19 protein-coding genes are annotated in these 19,093 nt (G+C 61.4%); 13 read left to right on the forward strand and 6 right to left on the reverse strand.

Annotation, left to right across the window (positions count from 1 at the left end; translation table 11 throughout):
- Positions 1–8 precede the first annotated feature (8 nt).
- Entirely contained in the window at positions 9–212 is a 204-nt protein-coding gene (locus FHX03_RS19040) for a YdcH family protein (RefSeq protein WP_097628804.1), read from the reverse strand.
- 228 nt (positions 213–440) lie between these two features.
- Between FHX03_RS19040 and FHX03_RS19045 the strand changes: the two genes are divergently transcribed.
- Positions 441–614: a YdcH family protein gene (locus FHX03_RS19045; protein WP_003566443.1), complete on the forward strand. Its 174-nt coding sequence runs from the start codon at positions 441–443 to the stop codon at positions 612–614.
- A gap of 199 nt (positions 615–813) precedes the next feature.
- Here FHX03_RS19045 and FHX03_RS19050 read toward each other — a convergent pair whose 3' ends face one another.
- Both FHX03_RS19050 and FHX03_RS19055 read right to left on the reverse strand, forming a co-directional pair.
- Positions 814–1,074 carry an ArsR/SmtB family transcription factor gene (locus FHX03_RS19050; protein WP_097628779.1) on the reverse strand — a complete coding sequence of 87 codons (261 nt, stop codon included), beginning with the start codon at positions 1,072–1,074 and terminating at the stop codon, positions 814–816.
- Between the two features lie 163 nt (positions 1,075–1,237).
- The gene (locus FHX03_RS19055) at positions 1,238–2,002 is read right to left on the reverse strand and encodes a sulfite exporter TauE/SafE family protein (protein WP_097628780.1); all 765 of its coding nucleotides are present in this window, start codon (positions 2,000–2,002) and stop codon (positions 1,238–1,240) included.
- A 108-nt stretch (positions 2,003–2,110) separates the two neighbouring features.
- Here FHX03_RS19055 and FHX03_RS19060 point away from each other — a divergent pair, with 108 nt between their 5' ends.
- Both FHX03_RS19060 and FHX03_RS19065 read left to right on the forward strand, forming a co-directional pair.
- A complete protein-coding gene (locus FHX03_RS19060) occupies positions 2,111–2,764 on the forward strand; it encodes a thiamine phosphate synthase (RefSeq protein WP_097628781.1) in 654 nt (217 codons plus the stop codon).
- 10 nt (positions 2,765–2,774) lie between these two features.
- Positions 2,775–3,857 (forward strand): tetratricopeptide repeat protein, encoded by a 1,083-nt coding sequence (locus FHX03_RS19065; protein ID WP_097628782.1) that lies wholly within the window; start codon positions 2,775–2,777, stop codon positions 3,855–3,857.
- Between the two features lie 38 nt (positions 3,858–3,895).
- Here the strand turns inward: FHX03_RS19065 and FHX03_RS19070 are convergent, their stop codons facing one another.
- Complete coding sequence (locus FHX03_RS19070; RefSeq protein WP_183855060.1) at positions 3,896–5,638, reverse strand: chemotaxis protein; 1,743 nt, start codon at positions 5,636–5,638, stop codon at positions 3,896–3,898.
- A 342-nt stretch (positions 5,639–5,980) separates the two neighbouring features.
- On the opposite strand from FHX03_RS19070, the gene FHX03_RS19075 reads away from it, so the two are divergent.
- The 10 genes from FHX03_RS19075 to FHX03_RS19120 all read left to right on the forward strand — a co-directional run bounded on the left by FHX03_RS19075 (position 5,981) and on the right by FHX03_RS19120 (position 17,607).
- The gene (locus FHX03_RS19075) at positions 5,981–6,304 is read left to right on the forward strand and encodes an STAS domain-containing protein (protein WP_131711047.1); all 324 of its coding nucleotides are present in this window, start codon (positions 5,981–5,983) and stop codon (positions 6,302–6,304) included.
- A gap of 4 nt (positions 6,305–6,308) precedes the next feature.
- Entirely contained in the window at positions 6,309–6,677 is a 369-nt protein-coding gene (locus FHX03_RS19080; protein WP_003585726.1) for a response regulator, read from the forward strand.
- Positions 6,674–8,701, forward strand: coding sequence for a chemotaxis protein CheA (locus tag FHX03_RS19085; protein ID WP_097628785.1), 2,028 nt, complete (start codon positions 6,674–6,676; stop codon positions 8,699–8,701). The genes FHX03_RS19080 and FHX03_RS19085 overlap by 4 nt, the downstream gene beginning before the upstream one ends.
- Entirely contained in the window at positions 8,698–9,210 is a 513-nt protein-coding gene (locus FHX03_RS19090; RefSeq protein ID WP_183778659.1) for a chemotaxis protein CheW, read from the forward strand. The genes FHX03_RS19085 and FHX03_RS19090 overlap by 4 nt, the downstream gene beginning before the upstream one ends.
- A gap of 31 nt (positions 9,211–9,241) precedes the next feature.
- Positions 9,242–10,951 carry a methyl-accepting chemotaxis protein gene (locus FHX03_RS19095; protein ID WP_183778660.1) on the forward strand — a complete coding sequence of 570 codons (1,710 nt, stop codon included), beginning with the start codon at positions 9,242–9,244 and terminating at the stop codon, positions 10,949–10,951.
- A 241-nt stretch (positions 10,952–11,192) separates the two neighbouring features.
- Complete coding sequence (locus FHX03_RS19100; RefSeq protein WP_183854971.1) at positions 11,193–13,112, forward strand: methyl-accepting chemotaxis protein; 1,920 nt, start codon at positions 11,193–11,195, stop codon at positions 13,110–13,112.
- Positions 13,113–13,327: 215 nt separating this feature from the next.
- Entirely contained in the window at positions 13,328–15,136 is a 1,809-nt protein-coding gene (locus tag FHX03_RS19105) for a methyl-accepting chemotaxis protein (RefSeq protein WP_183854972.1), read from the forward strand.
- A gap of 2 nt (positions 15,137–15,138) precedes the next feature.
- Positions 15,139–15,615, forward strand: a complete 477-nt coding sequence (locus FHX03_RS19110; RefSeq protein WP_003590275.1) for a chemotaxis protein CheW — start codon at positions 15,139–15,141, stop codon at positions 15,613–15,615.
- Between the two features lie 29 nt (positions 15,616–15,644).
- Entirely contained in the window at positions 15,645–16,502 is an 858-nt protein-coding gene (locus FHX03_RS19115) for a CheR family methyltransferase (RefSeq protein WP_183854974.1), read from the forward strand.
- 7 nt (positions 16,503–16,509) lie between these two features.
- Complete coding sequence (locus tag FHX03_RS19120; RefSeq protein ID WP_183778664.1) at positions 16,510–17,607, forward strand: chemotaxis response regulator protein-glutamate methylesterase; 1,098 nt, start codon at positions 16,510–16,512, stop codon at positions 17,605–17,607.
- Between the two features lie 82 nt (positions 17,608–17,689).
- Here the strand turns inward: FHX03_RS19120 and FHX03_RS19125 are convergent, their stop codons facing one another.
- On the reverse strand, positions 17,690–18,430 hold the full coding sequence (locus FHX03_RS19125; protein WP_097629204.1) for a 3-oxoacyl-ACP reductase family protein: 741 nt from the start codon (positions 18,428–18,430) through the stop codon (positions 17,690–17,692).
- Positions 18,431–18,503: 73 nt separating this feature from the next.
- The gene (locus tag FHX03_RS19130) at positions 18,504–19,082 is read right to left on the reverse strand and encodes a TetR/AcrR family transcriptional regulator (protein ID WP_097629205.1); all 579 of its coding nucleotides are present in this window, start codon (positions 19,080–19,082) and stop codon (positions 18,504–18,506) included.
- Between the last annotated feature and the right edge of the window lie 11 nt (positions 19,083–19,093).

Genomic DNA, 19,093 nt, shown 5'->3' on the forward strand with positions numbered 1-19,093 from the left:
CTTCCCTCTCAGGCGATGATGTCAGGGATGATCTGATCTTCCAGCTTGGAGAGCTTGTCCTTGATAACGAGTTTTTTCTTTTTCATGCGCTGGATTCGCAGAGCATCGCATCCGGTTAGGATCATGGCGTTGATCGCGGCGTCGAAATCCTCGTGCTCCTGGCGCAGCCGCGCCACGGTGAGCCTGATTTCCGCCTGTTCCTGATCGGCCATATGCATTCCCCGTTATCGTCCCCGGACTTTGTCCGATCTGCCGATGATTTCCGCAAGCTCCTATCACCAAATACGGGTAACGGCTAGTTAGTCTTGATCATGAAATTGCCATCCAGTCTTCATCTTTTGGCCTTCGACAAGCCTTCAAAAATATGTCACAGTCCGCCGCGTTGACACCTTGATCCCCGACGATGTTGGCCGGGGAGGGTAAGAGGAAGGAAGGGTCAAATGACAGTTCAAGCTCATCTTGAATCACTCCAGAAAAAGCATGTCGCTCTCGAAGAGGAGCTGCACGCGCTCAGAACAGCTCCCTCTATCTCCGATACGGAAATTGCCGAATGCAAGCGCCGCAAGCTGCGCATCAAGGACGAGATTATGCGTCTCAAGTCATCCGTCCACTGATCTTCCCAAGGGTCGCCGGTCGATCATCTTGCGAAAGAAAAGGTAAATCCATCCATTCCGCCTGAAATCAGCAAGAACCGGTGAGTTCACACCAGAATTGCGCCAGCCCGATGCCAGCGGCATCGCGGCTGGCGCTTTTGCGAGCGCCGCGCTTCAAGTCACAGCCATACGAGGGGCGGGGCTGTCATGTGAGCCGGCTTCAAGCCCAGAACTGATCCAGCCATAAATTGAGCATGTCGAAACCGCGGTTGTTGACCGTGTAGATGCGTTTCGTGCCTTCCGAGGTCACCGAGACGAGGTTGCTGTCGAGCAGCGCCTTCAGATGTTGCGACACGGCGGGGCGGCTGATCGGCAGGCCCTCAGCCAGTTCGTTGACGGTCCGCGGCGCACGACGCAATTCCTCCAGCAGAAACCGCCGGTTCGGATCGGCAATCGCAGAGAAGGGGTCCGTGTTCGACATAGCGGGAAAGCTACGTCAAACCGGACGTTCCAGCAAGGAAATTGTGCATTGCAGCGTACTACGGCCTCGTAGTCTTTCAGACGCGCCAAGGATGGTTACACTTAGAATTGCTGCATAATTCTTCAGGTCGGTTCCGATTGAAGGAAGATGCAGCAGGGCTGCCCTACCAGCCAAGACCCTCGCGCACGATGAGGAAGGCGGCGATGAGGGCCATCGCATACATGAAGGGGTAGAAGATCGCCGGCTTCATGCGGCGCACACACCAGGCGCCTGCAAGGGTGGCGAGCGGGGCGAAGGGTAGAAGCGTTGCGGAGGTCGCGAGATTCTGGGTGTCGAGCTGACCGAGTGCGAAATAGGGAATGAGCTTGATGGCGTTGAGGATCGCGAAGAAGCGCACGCTGGTGCCCGTATATTCGCGTGGCTGCAGCTTGAGCGGCAGGGCATAGATTTGAAAGGGTGCGCCTCCCGCATGGGCGACGAAGCTGCCGTAGCCGGAAAATGTACCCCAAAGGCCGGCGGCCACCGGCCGCTGTCCGCGCGGCGGGACGATCTTGCCGGCGCCCGGGCCGTAATTGTTCCAGAAATAGCGCAGGCAGAAGAGGATGGTCACAGCGCCGATGACGATGCGCAGCATGTTGCCCGGAACGAGCGCCGAGGTCGCCCAGCCCATCGCGATGCCGAAGACTGCGCCTGGCAGCATGATCTTCAGCGTCGCCCAGTCGCCGTGCTGGCGCCAGATGACGAGCGAGATCATGTCCATGAAGACCAGGATCGGCAGCAGGATGGCCGCCGCCTCGACCGGCGAGACGACGAGGGCGAGGAAGGGCAGGCCGATCAGCGACAAAGCGTCGCCCATGCCGCCCTTCGCGAGACCCACCAGCAGAACCGCGGGCACGGCGGCGTAGTAGAATGATAAATCCTGCGGCATGCTTTCGACGTCCTCCTCTTGCAAGCCTCGTCTAACGGAACTACTCACACAAAACGAGTGCGGATCCCTCATCTCAACGAGGAATTCGCGAGGAAACGGGAAGACCTGATGACCGAACCGGAAAACCGCTGCCGCCTTGTGCTCATCGTACCCGATATTGCCGATGCCGATGAGCAGGCAAGGATCGTTGCCGGCGCGCTGAAGGGCGGCGATGTCGCTTCGGTGATCGTGCCGCAGTACGGGCTCGACGACGGTACCTTCCAGAAACATGCGGAGAAACTGGTGCCGCTGATCCAGGATGCCGGGGCGGCCGCCCTGATTGCAGGCGACAGCCGCGTTGCGGGACGGGCCAAGGCCGACGGCCTGCACCTTTCCGGCAATGCCGAGGCACTTTCGGAAGCGATCGAAAAACATGCGCCGAAGCTGATCGTCGGCGGCGGTAACGCAGCCGACCGGCACAATGCGCTGGAGATCGGCGAAGCCAGGCCGGACTATATTTTCTTCGGCAAGCTCGACGGCGATATCAAGCCGGAGGCACATCCGAAGAACCTTGCGCTCGGCGAATGGTGGGCCTCGATGATCGAGATTCCCTGCATCGTCATGGGCGGCACCGATCCGGCCTCGGCGCTTGCCGTCGCCGAGACCGGAGCGGAATTCGTGGCGCTGCGGCTGGCTGTCTTCGGCGAGCCCAACCGGGCGCCGTCTATCGTCGCCGAAGTCAACGCGCTTCTCGACGAAAAAGCGCCACGGTTTGAGGATTGAAATCGCGCTCATGCCGATCCCCACCGCCCGCCTGTTGAATCTTATCCTTGCCAGCATGGCCGCCTTGGTTGCGGCCGGGCCGGGTGTCGTCTTGGCGCAGGCCACCGACAGCGTCATCAGCCAGCCGGGCTCGGCGCCAGCATCGACCTTCCGCACCGACCGCCCCTCTGTCCCGGGTGTGCGGCCCTCCGATGGTGTCGGCGTGTTCGACCGCATGGGTGCGAAGCTGCCGGACCTGCCGCCGGAGAAGGATTACAAGGGACCTGTCGACGAGGCTTACGGCGCCTTCCAGCGCGGTTATTACCTGACGGCAATGGACAAGGCGCTGCCACGCGCCCAGCTCGGCGATGCAGCGGCGCAGACGCTGATCGGCGAAATCCTCTCGCAGGGGCTTGGTGTCAAGAAGGACATCAAGAACGCCGCCTTCTGGTACGGCAAGGCGGCCGAAGGCGGCGATGCGGCGGCAATGTTCAAATATGCGCTGATCCTGATGGAAGGCCAGGGCGTGCCGCGCGACAAGGTCAAGGCCGACGACTACATGCGTAAGGCCGCCGAGGCCGGCAATCCTTCGGCGGAGTTCAACTGGGCGCAGCTTGTCATCGCCGATCATCCCGGCGAGACGGGACTGAAGCTCGCGCTGCCATTCTACGAGAAATCGGCCGAGCAGGGCATTGCCGATTCGCAATATGCCGTGGCGCAGATCTATGCGACGCTGAAGGACTTGCCTGTGGAAAAGAAGCAGCTCGCCCGCGAGTGGATGGCACGTGCGGCGCGCGCCGGTTTCGACACCGCTCAACTTGATCTCGGCATCTGGCTCGTCAACGGCGTCGGCGGGCCGAAGGATTACGTCAAGGGCTTCGAATGGCTGAAGCTTGCCGCCAATGGCGGCAATGTCGTTGCTCAGAACAAGCTCGCCCATCTTTATATCAACGCTATCGGCACGGCGCCGGATCCTGTCGAGGCGGCAAAGTGGTACGTCCTGTCGCGCCGGGCAGGGCTCGCCGATCCCTCGCTCGAGGATTTCTATCTCGGCATTGAGGATGATCAGCAGAAGGCGGCGATCGAGGCCGCCAACAAGTTCCGGCGGCGATAGATTACAGCATCTTTTGCGCGTCCCAAGCGGGAACGTTTTTAAAACAGCGCGTCGGCGAAAAGATCCTCGTCGCTTTCGGCTTTGACGGTCTCGGCGGGCGCCGGGGCGCTGTCTTCGCTCGCCGGGATGATGTCGCGGTGAATGCTGCGCTCCTGGACCATCGTATAGTGTTTGAAGATCTTGCGGTCGAGCGGAGCGATCGCATCGGTAAGATCGGAGATATCGGCGACCTCGGTGCCGGCAGCGCTTTCGAGCAGATCGGCACAGCTGGCAAAGACTTCGCCGAGATCGCGCTGAAAATCGAGCTTGCCGATCAGCAGGCTGATCTTGGTGGCGACCTCGCGGCCGTTCTCGGCGAGCACCTTCAGCTCATTTTCCATCATATTGGCTGCGGAGCGGATATTGCCGACAGCTGATGTCAGGCTTTCTCCGAGACCGCCGGTCCCGACATCGGCGGCGGGGGCGACGCGCCCGGCCGCGGCCTCGAGTGCCGGCAGGCCGGTGACGATAGCGTCGGCAGATTCGTCGAGCTTGCCGGCGAAGATGCGCAGCTCGGCGGTGACGACGTTGATGGACCTGCCTTCCTCGCCGAGGCGGCTGCAACGCAGGTTGGTATTCAAAGCCATATAGTGAATGTCGGTCTTGACGGCGCGGATGTTGGCGATCGCTTCGGAGAGCTTGGCTGCCGTGCCGATCGTCGACTGGCTCACCTGGTCGGCCTGGCGGCTTGTCGTGTCGACCTGCTTGACGATTTCGTGGGCGGCCGAAACGCTGGATTCCAGCGCGCGCATGAAATTGCCGCCGGCTTCGCCGCTCTCACCGCTCATCTGATCGCGCAGCTTGAGGATCTCCCGCATGTCGTGGTCGAAACTGGCGATCGTCTTGACGACATTCTCCGAATCCCGCTGGAAATTGGCGCACATGTCGCTCATCTGCGCTGCTGTGAGATGGTGGATGACGTTCTGCAGGCGCTTGCGCGCGCCGGCATCGAGCTTTGCGCCCTCCTCGCCGGCAAAGAATTCCTCAAGCAGCGAAAGGGTGGCCTGCACATGCTCGATGCGTTGACGGGTGATGTCGCCGATCTGCAGGGCAGAGAGCGTCGAGGCGACCTTGCTCTGGACGCCGCGGGCAATCGCGCCGACCTCGCGGGCGACGACGCCGAGATGCTTGCGGTGTTCGGCGATCTTGGCGGCATCGTCGCGCAGGGCGGCGGCGACGGCTGGAACGGTATCGGCATAACCCTTGGAGACACTGGCGCCGAAGGAGGCGGCGAGTTTGACCTCCTTGTCGAGGCTGTCGAGTTGGGTGGCGAAACGGTTGACTTCATCGGTGCCGGAATAGATTCGCTCCAGGATCTCCTGTGCGAAGCCGGAGAATTCCGCAAGACCGGCGCCGGTGATCTTCACGGTGACGGCGAAGGTTCTGAGATAACGCATCGTCTCCTGCATGTCGGAGACATGTTTGCGCAGTTCCCTGCCGGTCTGCGCCAGCGAGACGAGTGCCTGCTGGCGGTTTTCCTCGGTGACCGGCAGCGCCGTCAGGTTCTCCACCGTGACACGGAGATCGGCGCCGGTATCGCTCGACTCCCCATTGTCGAGCGCGGCGGTGACACTCTCAAGAGAATTCAACAGATGGTTGAGAACATCCATCACCGAGAGCAGTACCCTGCCGCCTTCGAGAAAACGTTCCTCGACCCGGCTGCGGGCGGATTCCAGGGTCCGGCCGATGTCCCGTCCGGATGTGCAGGCTGCAGCGGTCGGCGATACCAGAGCGTGTGCCAACATTTATCCCTTTTCTTAAACACAGGCATATTCGACTCTCGTTTTACGGGCAGGATGAAAACGTCCGGTAAACGCGCCGGACTCGTCACCGTTGTGATTAACGAAAGATGTGGATGGGCGTCGGTCCAAATCGAACATCTAGTTAATATTGCTTAACTTGTTGCTTTTATTTCATTTATCTCTAATTTTTGAGAAAAAAATACAACTTATTCCGGATGAGAAATTGGGAGTCCGAGGACTCGTTATACGACAGTTTCATACAACCGCTGTTTACCCTGCATTAACGCTACCGTGAGAGTCCTTTAAAGGTCGTCAAGTATTTCTCCGGCCAAGGGGGCTGCATTGGATACTCCTAAGCAATATTGCGAATCTATAAATTTGCCTGATGGGCTAAGTATTCGTACGACGTCCGAACTATATTCAAAGTTTACTGACGCAATTCGCGCCAACGATGCAATCACAGTTAGCATTCCCGAAAGTGCGGAAGCGGATCTGAGTTTCGTTCAACTCATCGAGTCCTCGCGCCGTCAAGCAAAAGCTGAGGGGAAGACATTCAAACTATCTACGCCTGCAAGCGGCTCGGTGCTGAAGGTACTTGAACGCGCAGGTTTCATCGAATCCTTCGATCAAGAAGATTCCAAGTTCTGGTTGCATAAAGAGGTGTAAGGTTATGAGTGCAAATATCCTGACTGTTGACGATTCCGCTAGCATCCGCCTGACCACCAAGGTCACGCTGAGCAATGCCGGTTACAGCGTCACCGAAGCCGCCGACGGGGCCGAGGGCCTGGCGACGGCCAAGGGTGGCCGCTTTGATCTGATCGTGACTGATCTCAACATGCCGGTCATGGACGGCCTGACGATGATCGAGGAACTGCGGAAACTGCCCGGGCAGGCCGGCGTCCCGATCATCTTCCTGACGACGGAATCGGATGCGGATCTCAAGGCCCGCGCCAAGGCCGCGGGTGCTACGGGTTGGCTGACCAAGCCGTTCGACCCCGAACATCTCGTGAAGATCGTGAAGAAGGTTCTCGGACGATGAGCACGCTCGATCCCGTTGCCGTGTTCCGCATGGAGGCTGCCGAATGCCTTGAAGCGATTGAGGCGGGTCTTCTCGACCTGACCCACCAGCTCGACAACAAGGATCTCGTCGACGCCGTGTTCCGCGGGCTTCACACGCTCAAGGGCTCCGGCGCGATGTTCGGTTTCGAGGCGCTCGCCGCCTTCACCCATCATTGCGAAACCGCCTTCGACCGCGTCCGCAAGGGCGAGGTCGCGGCGACCAGCGAACTCGTCGCCGCCGTTCTTGCCGCCGAGGACCATATGCGCGCCCTCGTCGACCAGCCAGACGCCGATCACGGCGATACTGGCAGCAAGCTTCTGGCGCAGCTGCAGGCGGCCGTCGGCGGCAGGCCGGCGGCGCCGGCCGCTGTTGCCACACCCGCAATCGTGCGTGAGGTGTCGACGAAGAAGAAAAGCAGCTGGCGCATCCGCTTCAGCCTGCCGGCCAACTCGATGGCCAACGGCACCAACCCGCTTGGCCTGCTGGACGAGCTGCGCGACCTCGGCGAATGCACCGTGCGCGCCAACACCTCGGCCATTCCGCCTCTTGGCGAGCTCACGCCGATGGAACTCCATATCTCCTGGGACGTGATGCTGACCAGCGAACAGGACCGCTCGGCGATCGACGACGTCTTCATCTTCGTGCTCGACGATATGGAACTCAGTGTCGAGGAGATCGACGGGCCGGCCACGGTAGATGTTGCTCCGATCGAGCAAAAGGCAGCACGTCTCCCCGTCGCCGCAGTCTCTGCGGCTGTTCCCGAGTTTCGTCCCGTCGAGGCGGTGCCGGCGAGGCGCGAGCCGCCCGCCGCCGTCAGCCAGGCGAAGGCGGCTGAGAATGTCCGGGTTCCCGCCGAGCGTCTCGACGAGCTGATGGACCGCGTCGGCGAGCTCGTCATCGCCCAATCGCGTCTCAGCCAGCTTGCCAGCGCCAGCGCCGATATCGCGCTACGCTCCGTCTCGGAAGAAATCGAACGCCTTTCCGGCGAGTTGCGCGACACGATGATGGTGCTGCGCATGGTGCCGGTCGCCACCCTGTTCTCCCGTTTCCGCCGCCTCGTCCACGATCTCGCCCGCGAAACCGGCAAGGTGATCGAGTTGGTGACGGAGGGCGAGAGCACCGAAGTCGACAAGACCGTCATCGAGCGGCTGGCCGATCCGCTGGTGCATCTGGTGCGCAACTCGATCGATCACGGTCTCGAAACGCCTGCCGACCGCCTTGCCGCCGGCAAGACCGAAGCCGGCACGGTGATCCTTTCGGCTCGCCAGGCCGGCGGCGAGGTGATCATCTCGATCAAGGACGACGGCCGCGGCATCAACCGCGAACGGGTTCGCGCCAAGGCGGAATCCTCGGGCCTTATTCATCCCGGCCAGCCACTCTCCGATTCCGAGCTGCTGCAGCTGATTTTCGCTCCCGGCTTCTCGACGGCGGCGGCGATCACCAATCTATCTGGTCGCGGCGTCGGCATGGACGTGGTCAAGAAGACGGTCGAAGCGCTTCGCGGCGCGATCGACATCGTCAGCGTGCCGGGACAGGGTTCGGAAGTGTCGCTGCGCATCCCGCTGACGCTTGCCATCATCGACGGCCTGCTGGTGCGTGTCGGTTCCGGCCGTTACGTCATCCCGCTCTCGGCGGTCGAGGAATGCCTAGAGCTGTCGCTCGAGGAAGATCTCCGCTCGCGGGGCCGCAGCTTCATCTCGCTGCGCGACAGCCTGGTGCCGTTCCTGCGCCTGCGCGACCTCTTCCGCACCGGCACCAAACCCGACGTGCACCAGAAGGTCGTCGTCATCTCGACCGGCACGGAACGTGTCGGCCTCGTCGTCGATCAGATCATCGGCGACCACCAGACGGTCATCAAGTCGATGTCGAAACTGCATAACGACGTCGCGACCTTCTCGGGCGCGACGATTCTCGGCGACGGCAGCGTCGCTCTCATTCTCGACGTCGGGCACCTGGTTGCCGCGGGTCAGCAACAGGAGGCGCAATTGCGGGTAGCAGGATGAGTGCAACGGCAACGATAGCCGAACGATTCGACAATCATTGGAGCTATGCCGAGGAAGTCGAAGTGCTGACCTTCGATCTCAACGGCGAGACCTTCGCGCTGGAAGCGGTCATCGTCCAGGAAATCCTGGACCTGCTTCCGGAGACCGCGGTGCCGGGAAGCCAGCCCTTCGTCGCCAGCGTCATCAACTTCCGCGGCAAGGTCATTCCACTGGCCGATCTGCGTCTTGCCTTCGGGATGGAGGCAGCGGAGACGACGATCGACAGCCGCATCATCGTCATCGAGATCGATCTGCAGAGCGAGCAGACGCTCGTCGGCCTCAGAACCGACAAGGTGAACGAGGTGACGACACTTGCAAAATCCGCGAGCGAGGCGCCGCCGAGCATCGGCATGCGCTGGCGCGCCGACTACATCAACTGCCTGGTGAAGAGGGGCGGAGAGTTTATCATTCTCCCGAACCTGCAGGCCATTTTTTCATCGAGGCACAAGGCGGCGGGAGCCGCCAGTTGACCCGGATGAATTCAAACTTGGGGGTTTGACGATGCGAATGACAATTAAGACGAAACTGGTGACGGCGTTCACGTTCATCATTCTGATGCTGGTGGGTACCGCCGCCTACGGTGTCCTCAGCCTTGGATCGCTGAACGACACGATCGATAGACTTCTCTCCGGTCCGGCAGCTCGTCTCGATCTCGCGCAGCAGATCAACATTGCCCAGCTTGAGGCCATCCGCCAGCAGAAGAACCTGCTCACCGCCCGGACCGCTAATGAGACGGCCGGTTCGATTGCCAAGGGCGATCAGGCCCGCAAGGACTTCGCCGACGCTTTCGGCCAGGTGCTGGCGCTGGCAACGGAAGAGGGCAAGGCGCGCTGGGCGCGCATCGCCGAGCTTTCCAAGACCTTCAATGCAGCCGACGATCAGATCCGTGACTATGTGAAAGCCGGCAATGCCGAAAGCGCGAATACGATTTCCGTCACCACGGCGCGGGCCGCTGCCAACGACATCGACGCAACGCTCAGCGAAATCCTGACCCTTGAAAAGCAGCGCATGAAGGCTGCCGACGACGGTGCCGAAGCGCAATATATGACGACGCGCACGACGATGGTTGCGGTGGCCGCCGCAGCTCTGCTGATTGCCGCCGTCACCGCCTTCTGGATCGCCAACTCGATCAGCAAAGGCCTCAACCGCGCCAACATCGTGGTGCGCGAAGTGTCGGAAGGTGATCTGACGAAGATGGCCGATATCACCAGCCACGATGAAATCGGCGAGCTTCTGGGCAACGTCAACACGATGATCGAACGCCTGCGCGGTGTCGTCGCCGACGCCTTGTCGGCTGCCGACAACGTCTCTTCCGGCAGCCAGCAGCTTTCGGCAAGTTCGGAACAGGTGTCGCAGGGCGCCACCGAACAGGCCGCTTCGGCTGAAGAGGCTTCCGCTTCGATGGAGCAAATGGCCGCCAACATCAAGCAGAATGCCGACAATGCCGCCCAGACGGAAAAGATCGCCCGCCAGTCGGCCAAGGATGCCGAGATGAGCGGTGAGGCGGTGACGCGCGCTGTCGATGCCATGCGCACGATCGCCCAGAAAATCAGCATCGTCCAGGAAATCGCCCGCCAGACCGATCTGCTGGCGCTCAATGCTGCCGTCGAAGCGGCGCGTGCCGGCGAACACGGTAAGGGCTTTGCGGTCGTCGCTTCGGAAGTGCGCAAGCTTGCCGAACGCAGCCAGTCGGCCGCGGCCGAAATCAGCTCGATGTCGAGCGATACGGTCAAGGCCGCTGCCGATGCCGGCGACATGCTCGGCCGTCTGGTACCCGATATCCGTAAGACGGCCGAACTGGTCTCCGAGATCAGTGCGGCCTGCCGCGAACAGGACATCGGCGCCTCGCAGATCAACGAAGCGATCCAGCAGCTCGACAAGGTGACGCAGCAGAATGCCGGCGCTTCCGAGCAGATGTCGGCAACTTCAGAGGAACTCGCCTCCCAAGCCGAAGAACTGCAGACCTCGATTGCCTTCTTCAAGGTCGATACGGCGGGCAGCCCGCGGCCCGGCATCAACAAGGCGCAGCCAAAAGCGTCGCCCAAGGGTCTCCATTCCTCTGCCTCTGTCCGCAAGTCCGCTCCGCAGGCCTACGGCCAGGGCCGCGGCCAGACGGTTTCGGCTCAGCAGCAGCGTCTCAAGGGCTTTGCTCTCGACATGTCGATGGGCGGTCCAGACGCTGGCGATGACGACTTCAGGGAGAGCGCATAGGCGCTCCCCCGAGGAAAGCGCATAAGTGCTTTCGCCAACGTGATCCTCGGGTTGCCCCAGCGACCCGAGGCGGGAATACCCCCCAACGCGTGTAGGCGTTGGTGCTGCGATCGATAGATGTCGGCCACCGGGAAGCGAATGAGTCGCTTGTCCCCTTTCAGACACATCCTTCCAAGCTCGACGTCCCGCCAGGGGGACATGTTTCTCTCCATTCGTTTTGACCGCAAATCGGGGGTATCACATGCGTTTCACCATCAAACTCAAACTAGGCCTTGCCTTCGGCATCATGACGTTGCTGCTGATCGGCATCGCCGTCTACGGAAGCATGAGTCTCGGAACTTTGAATGATGCAAGCGCCCAGATGATCAACGGCTCAGTCCGTCGTCTGGAGCTGGCACTGACCGCCAATGTTGCCGAAGTCAACGCCATTCGTTCCCAGAAGAACGCACTTCTCTCCACGGATCCCGAAACTGCTGCCGCTTTCTATAAGGACGCCGACCAATACCTGCAGGAGATGTTCGGAGCTGTCGATAGCGGCCTTGCCATCGCCTTGCCGGAGGGGAAGCCATATTGGGAGAAGTTGCAGACGATTGGCGCGAAGTTCCGCGAAAGATCCGCCGAACTGCAGCAACTTGACGCAAGAGGTGACCAAGCCGGCGCGCTGGCGCTTTCACTGGGTGAGCTGAGAACAATGACCGACGAGATGGGCACCGCAATCGCGGCTCTCGTCGAAATCCAGCGCAAAGGAATGAAGGCGACCGCCGCGTCAAACACCGAGCTCTATGGCTCGACCAAGCTGATCCTCGGCAGTGCTTCCGGATTTGCAGTGCTCATCGCGCTCGGCGCCGCCTTGTGGATCACCCTTGGAATCAACCATGGTCTGCGAAAGATCACGATGGTCGCAAACGCTGTCGCAATCGGTGACCTCAACCAGAAAGTCGATGTCAAGACCAACGACGAGATCAAGGATCTTATCGATACGGTTAACGCCATGACCGCCAATCTGCGCGCCACGGCGACCCTTGCCGACCAGATCGCCATGGGTGACCTCAGCACCGATGCAAAGCCGCTGTCGGACAAAGATGCGCTCGGCATCGCCATGCAGAGCATGATCTCCAACCTTAGAACCACCGCCGGCATCGCCGATCAGATCGCAAACGGCGACCTGACGGTGTCCCCGAAGCCGCTCTCCGACAAGGATGCGCTGGGCCTCGCCCTGGAGCAGATGGTCGAGCGCCTGCGCGGCGTCGTTGCCGATGCGATCTCAGCGGCGGAAAATGTCTCTTCCGGCAGCCAGGAGCTTTCAGCAAGCTCCGAGCAGGTATCGCAGGGCGCTACCGAACAGGCGGCTTCCGCCGAAGAAGCTTCTGCCTCGATGGAAGAGATGGCGTCGAACATCAAGCAGAATGCAGATAATGCGGCTCAGACCGAAAAGATCGCCCGCCAGTCGGCCAAGGATGCGGAAGCCAGCGGCGAGGCCGTTTCCCGCGCCGTCGATGCCATGCGCACGATCGCCCAGAAGATCGGTATCGTTCAGGAGATCGCCCGCCAGACCGATCTGCTGGCTCTCAATGCCGCCGTGGAAGCAGCGCGTGCCGGCGAACACGGCAAGGGTTTTGCCGTCGTCGCCTCCGAAGTGCGCAAGCTTGCCGAACGCAGCCAGTCGGCGGCCGCCGAAATCAGCTCGATGTCGAGCGATACGGTAACGGCCGCCCAGGAAGCGGGCGAAATGCTTGGCCGCCTGGTGCCGGACATCCGCAAGACGGCCGAGCTGGTTTCCGAGATCAGTGCGGCCTGCCGCGAACAGGATATCGGCGCGGCGCAGATCAACGAGGCGATCCAGCAGCTCGACAAGGTAACCCAGCAGAATGCCGGCGCCTCCGAGCAAATGTCTGCGACCTCGGAAGAGCTTGCGAGCCAGGCGGAAGAGCTGCAGACGTCGATCGCTTTCTTCAAGGTCGATATGGCGGGTGGACGCCGTGAGCGCGCGCCGGTGGCAAAGGCTGTCCGCAGCCGGCCTCAGGCCGCCCCGCGCAAGCCGGCCACCAAGACGCCGGCCAATACGGTCGCCGGCCAGCAGGCCCGCGTGAAGGGCTTTGCCCTCGACATGTCGATGGGCGGTCCGGACATGGCCGATGACGAGTTTCGGGAGAGCGCGTAGGCACTCTCTGGGGAAAGCGCATGAGCGCTATCCCCTTCGCAACTGTGATGGGCCAGCCAGAATGGCCCGTGACGCAGGCTTTCGGCGCTTGGGGAAGCGACACGGAAGTTTATTCATGTCCTCCGTCGGTTTCGCCGGATGGGAATTTCTTTGCTGCATGATGCCGCGCCACTTGGACCATATTTATTGCTTCGCTCTCTGAGAGGAATATTGAGATGCGTATTACGATCAAACTCAAACTCGCGGCTGCATTCGGCTTTGTCATATTATTGCTGGTGGGCAGCGCGGTTTATGGGATCTTCAGCCTCAGCTCGCTGAACGATGCCGTCAGCGATCTCATTGCCGGTCCTGCAAAGAGGCTGGAACTGGCTCTGGAAGCGCAAACTGCCGAGCTCGACGCTGTTCGTTGGCAGAAGAACGCTCTTCTGGAAATGGACCCCGAAATCGCCAGGAAAGACTATCAGAATTCGGCGAAAAGCGTGGATGAAATGCTCACGCTGGTGACAAGCGGCCTACAGCTGGCAACCGCTGAGGGCAAGCCTAGCTGGGACAGGCTGGTCGAGCTTGCCAAACGTTTCGATGAAGGCTCCAACAAAGTCGCCTCCATACAGGAAAGTGGCGACAGAGCAGGCGCCGTGGCGCTTTCCTCAGGGGAGGTTCGCGCCCTCGTCGCGGAAATGGAAGAGGTTTTCGGAAGACTCGTCGGGCTACAGCAGAAGGCGATGGCGCAGGCCGATAACGACACCGATGTTCTTTATAGTTCCACGAAGAACATGTTGATCGGTCTCGCAATAGGCGCCTCCGTCATCGCTTTTGCCGCTGCGCTGTGGATCGCGTTCGGCATCAACAGCGGGCTGCGCAAGATCATCGACGTTGCCGGCGCCGTCGCAATCGGCGACCTGAATCAGAAGGTCGAGATTAAGAGCAACGACGAGATCAAAGATCTGGTCAAAATGATCAACACGATGACGGACAACCTTCGCGTCACCGCTGACATCGCCGCGCAGATCGCCGGCGGCGACCTGACGGTGTCCCCGAAGCCGCTGTCTGACAAGGATACGCTGGGCATTGCACTCGAACAGATGGTCGAGCGCCTGCGCGGTGTCGTCGCCGATGCGATCGTGGCTGCAGAAAATGTTTCGGCCGGGAGCCAGGAACTTTCGGCAAGCTCGGAGCAGGTATCGCAGGGCGCCAGCGAACAGGCGGCTTCGGCCGAAGAGGCCTCCGCTTCGATGGAGGAAATGGCCGCCAACATCAAGCAGAATGCCGACAATGCCGCGCAGACCGAGAAGATCGCCCGCCAGTCGGCCAAGGATGCTGAGATGAGCGGCGAAGCGGTGTCGCGCGCCGTGCAGGCGATGCGGACCATCGCCGAAAAGATCGGCATCGTCCAGGAAATCGCCCGCCAGACGGACTTGCTGGCGCTCAACGCCGCCGTGGAAGCCGCGCGTGCCGGCGAACACGGCAAGGGCTTTGCCGTCGTCGCTTCGGAAGTGCGCAAGCTTGCCGAACGCAGCCAATCGGCCGCCGCCGAAATCAGCTCGATGTCGAGCGATACGGTCAAGGCTGCCCAGGATGCGGGCGACATGCTTGGCCAGCTGGTGCCTGATATCCGCAAGACGGCCGAGCTGGTTTCGGAAATCAGCGCCGCATGCCGCGAACAGGATATCGGTGCCGGCCAGATCAACGAAGCGATCCAGCAGCTCGATCGGGTGACGCAGCAGAATGCCGGCGCCTCCGAGCAAATGTCTGCGACCTCGGAAGAGCTTGCGAGCCAGGCGGAAGAGCTGCAGACGTCGATCGCTTTCTTCAAGGTCGATACGGCAGGCGATCGCCAATCCCGCCTGCCGGCCGCCAGGGTAACCGTCCGCAACCCGGCGCCGGTCGCCGGGCGCAGCCTCGGCGGCAGGAAGCTCGCCGCCAACAGCATCGCCGGTCAGCAGGCGCGGGCAAAGGGCTTCGCACTCGATCTCTCCATGGGCGGTCCCGATGATGGGGACGTCGAATTCAAGGAAAGCGCCTGATCATGGCTCCAACATCTCTGGAAGCGCAATTCGTGACCTTCAGCCTCGGCGAGGAGATTTTCGCCGTGCCGGTTGAGGTCGTCCGGGAAATCCTCGACTATGCGGAAGCTTTCAAGATTCCGAATGGTCCCGACTATCTGCTCGGCCTGCGCGATGTGCGCGGGCAGGGCGTGCCGACGATTGATCTTCGATTGAAGCTCGGCATGACGAAGACCGAGCCGACCCCGCATACGCGGGTGCTGGTCCTCGACGTGCCGATGGAAAGCCGTCTTCTCACCCTCGGCCTTGTTGCCGACCGCGTCTTCGAGGTCACGCCGTTTCGGCGTGACCAGATCGAGGCGGCGCCCGATATCGGCGTGCGCTGGCGTTCGGACTATATCGCCGGCGTCGTTCGCCGTGAAAACGGCTTTGTCGTCATCATCGATCTGGCGCGGTTGCTGTCGCGCGAGGACGCCTCTGCACTGCAATCGGCGGCCTGACCGCTACGTCACTCGGAGTACTACGTTTTATGAGTATGGCAACAGCGGTGGAAACCCAATTGCCGGGCGACCGGATCAGCAAGCGCAATTTCGACAGGCTTGCCCGGTTCATCTACGACTATAGCGGCATCAAGATGCCGCCGACCAAGCTGACGATGCTCGAGGGGCGGCTGAGGCGCCGCCTTCGGGCAACCAATCACGCGACCTTCGACGATTATTGCGACTTCCTGTTCAATCAGGACGGTCTTGCCCAGGAAACCGTCTACCTGATCGACGTGGTGACGACGAACAAGACCGACTTCTTCCGCGAAGCCAAACATTTCGACTATATGCAGAGCGTGGCGCTACCGGCGATTGCCGGCAGCGGCGTCCGCACCATTCGCACCTGGAGTTCGGCCTGCTCGACGGGAGCCGAACCCTATACGATGGCGATGGTGCTGGCGGAATTCACCGAAGGCCGCAACGACGTATCCTACAGCATACTGGCGACCGATCTTTCCACCGACGTTTTGCAGACGGCGCGCCGGGGCATCTACCCGGAAGATCTCATCGCGCCGGTGCCGTGCGACCTGCAGCGCAAATATGTGCTGACGGCCAAGCAACCGGATCGGCGGGAGGTGCGCATCACGCCGAAACTGCGCAGCAGGATCGGTTTTGCCCGCATGAACCTGATGGACGAGAAATATCCGATCGGCGAGCCGATGCACGTGATCTTCTGCCGCAATGTGCTGATCTACTTCGACAAGCAGACTCAGGCCGGCGTGCTCAACCGCCTCTGCGATTGCCTGGCGAAGGGAGGGTACATGTTCATCGGCCATTCCGAATCGATCACCGGCTTCGATTTGCCGTTGAAGCAGGTCTCGAACACGGTGTTTCAGCGCATTTAGAGGCTTCATGGCTAAGAAAATCCGCGTTCTCATCATCGACGATTCCGCCAGCATCCGTCAGACGCTGACGCATGTGCTGGAGCAGGATCCCGATATCGAGATCATGGCGGTGGCGTCCGACCCCTTCGTGGCCGCGCGCAAGCTGCTGGAGGAAATCCCCGACGTCATCACGCTCGATGTCGAGATGCCGCGCATGGACGGCATCACCTTCCTGCGCAAACTGATGGCGCAGCGGCCGATCCCTGTCGTGATGTGCTCGTCGCTGACGGAAGCCGGTTCGGAAACGCTGATCCAGGCGCTGGAGGCCGGCGCCGTCGACGTCATTTTGAAATCGAAGATCGGGGCCGCCGACAGTCTTTCCGATGATGCGATACGCATTCGCGAAATCGTCAAGAGCGCCTCGCATGCGCGGCTTACCACCGTCCGCCGCGCTGCCGGAACCATCCGCTCGGCTTCGGCCGACGGACCGACCAAAAAGCTGACGGCGGATGCGATGCTGCCGCCGCCGACGGGACGGGCGATGGCGAAGACGACCGAGATGGTGGTCTGCGTCGGCGCCTCCACCGGCGGCACCGAAGCGCTGCGCGAGTTACTGGAGGAACTGCCGGCCAATGCGCCCGGCATGGTGATCGTCCAGCATATGCCGGAGAAATTCACTGCCGCCTTCGCCAAGCGGCTAAACGGGCTCTGCGAGGTGGAGGTCAAGGAAGCCGTCGACGGCGATCCCGTGTTGCGCGGCCACGTGCTGATCGCGCCAGGCGACAAGCATATGCTGCTCGAACGCCAGGGTGCGCGCTATTATGTGAGCGTAAAGACCGGGCCGCTGGTGTCGCGGCACCGGCCTTCGGTCGACGTGCTCTTTCGCTCGGCGGCGCGCTCGGCCGGCTCGAACGCCATGGGGATCATCATGACCGGCATGGGTGACGATGGTGCGCGCGGCATGCTGGAAATGCATGAGGCAGGCGCCTACACGGTGGCGCAGGACGAGGCGAGTTCGGTCGTTTTCGGCATGCCGAAGGAGGCGATCGCCAAAGGCGGCGTCGACCGTATCCTGCCGCTCGATCAGATCGCTCGCGAAGTGCTGATAACGCAGCAGAAGTTTTAAGTCGGTTTCAACGGAAGCGGCTGAAGCCGGCGGTATCGCAAGATGCCGCCGGCTTTTGATTATCACCCTGCAGATTCTCTTTTCAGGCGAGATAACCGCCGTCGATCGTCAGGCTGGCGCCGGTGACGAAGGCGGCCTCGGCACTGGCGAGATAGGCGGCGAGGCCGGCAATCTCGCGGTCCTCACCCAGGCGGCCAAGCGCCATCAGTGGCTTGAGGCGTTCATGATCGTCTTCATTGGGGTTCATGTCGGTCGCCGTCGGGCCGGGCTGGATGTTGTTGACGGTGATGCCGCGTGGACCGAGATCGCGGGCGAGGCCGCGGGTCATCGAGGCGATCGCGCCCTTCGTCATGCTGTAGACTGCGGAGGTCGGAAAGCCGCTGCGATCGGCGGTGACGCTGCCGATGGTGATGATGCGGCCGCCTTCCTTCATATGTCTTGCCGCTGCCTGGATGCCGACGAAGGCGGCGCGGACATTAACGGCAAACATCCGGTCGAAATCTTCGAGCGAATAGTCGTCGAGCGGGTTGAGGATGAGAATCCCGGCATTGCTGACGAGAATGTCGAGACCGCCAAAGGTCTCGGCTGTCAGCGCAACGGCATCCTTTACGGCTTTCGCATCGGCACTGTCGGCTCGGATCGCCAGCGCCTTGCCGCCAGCAGTCTCCAGCTCGGCGACGATTGCCTTCGCCCTGTGCTCGGAACTGGAATAGGTGAAGGCGACGGCGGCGCCGTCAGCGGCGAGCCTTCGGACGATGGCGGCACCGATGCCGCGCGAACCGCCGGTGACGAGGGCGATCTTGGTGGAAAGGGATTGAGACATGCAGGTTTCCTTTGTTTTGGATTGATCAGTCTAGAATTGGCCGTGGAAAGGCCGGTTCGGAATTGCCCCGTCGTCAGCGAAGGCTTCTGATTGCCATGCGTGCGATAGCGCGGAGCGTCTCGGGTGGGGCGCCGTTTCGGGCGCTGACTTTCATGCCCGCCAAGGCAGCGCCGAGAAACGGAATGGCGTTGGCGATATCGATATCTGTTGCGAGGTCTCCGGTCCTGCGAGCCTCACCGAGAAGGCTCTCGATCGCCGCGTGAAGCGCGTGGCCGGCGCTGTCGGTAAGAGCTGCGACCTCGGCATCGGTGCGGCCGAATTCGCAGATGGCGCTGACACCGAGGCAGCCGCGCCGCGCCTCGGCAGCGGGACGCGAGGCGAAGGCGACGAGAGCACCTTCCAGCGCCTCGATCGGCCGGCCTTCGCGGCGAAGATCGGCGATGATCTTGTCGATGCTCTCCACATTGTAGCGCTTCAGCGCTTCCAGATAGAGGCCGCGCTTGTCGCCGAAGGTGTCGTACATGCTTTGCCGACTGATCTTCATCGCCGTCAGCAATTCCTCGGTCGAGGTGCCTTCATAGCCGTGCTCGGAAAATACGCCGATGGCGGCATGAAGGGCGGTGTTGCGATCGAATTCCTTGTGTCGTGCCATGACGAGGCTTC

The sequence above is a fragment of the Rhizobium sp. BK456 genome, from assembly GCF_014194045.1.
GTDB classification, from domain to species: domain Bacteria; phylum Pseudomonadota; class Alphaproteobacteria; order Rhizobiales; family Rhizobiaceae; genus Rhizobium; species Rhizobium redzepovicii.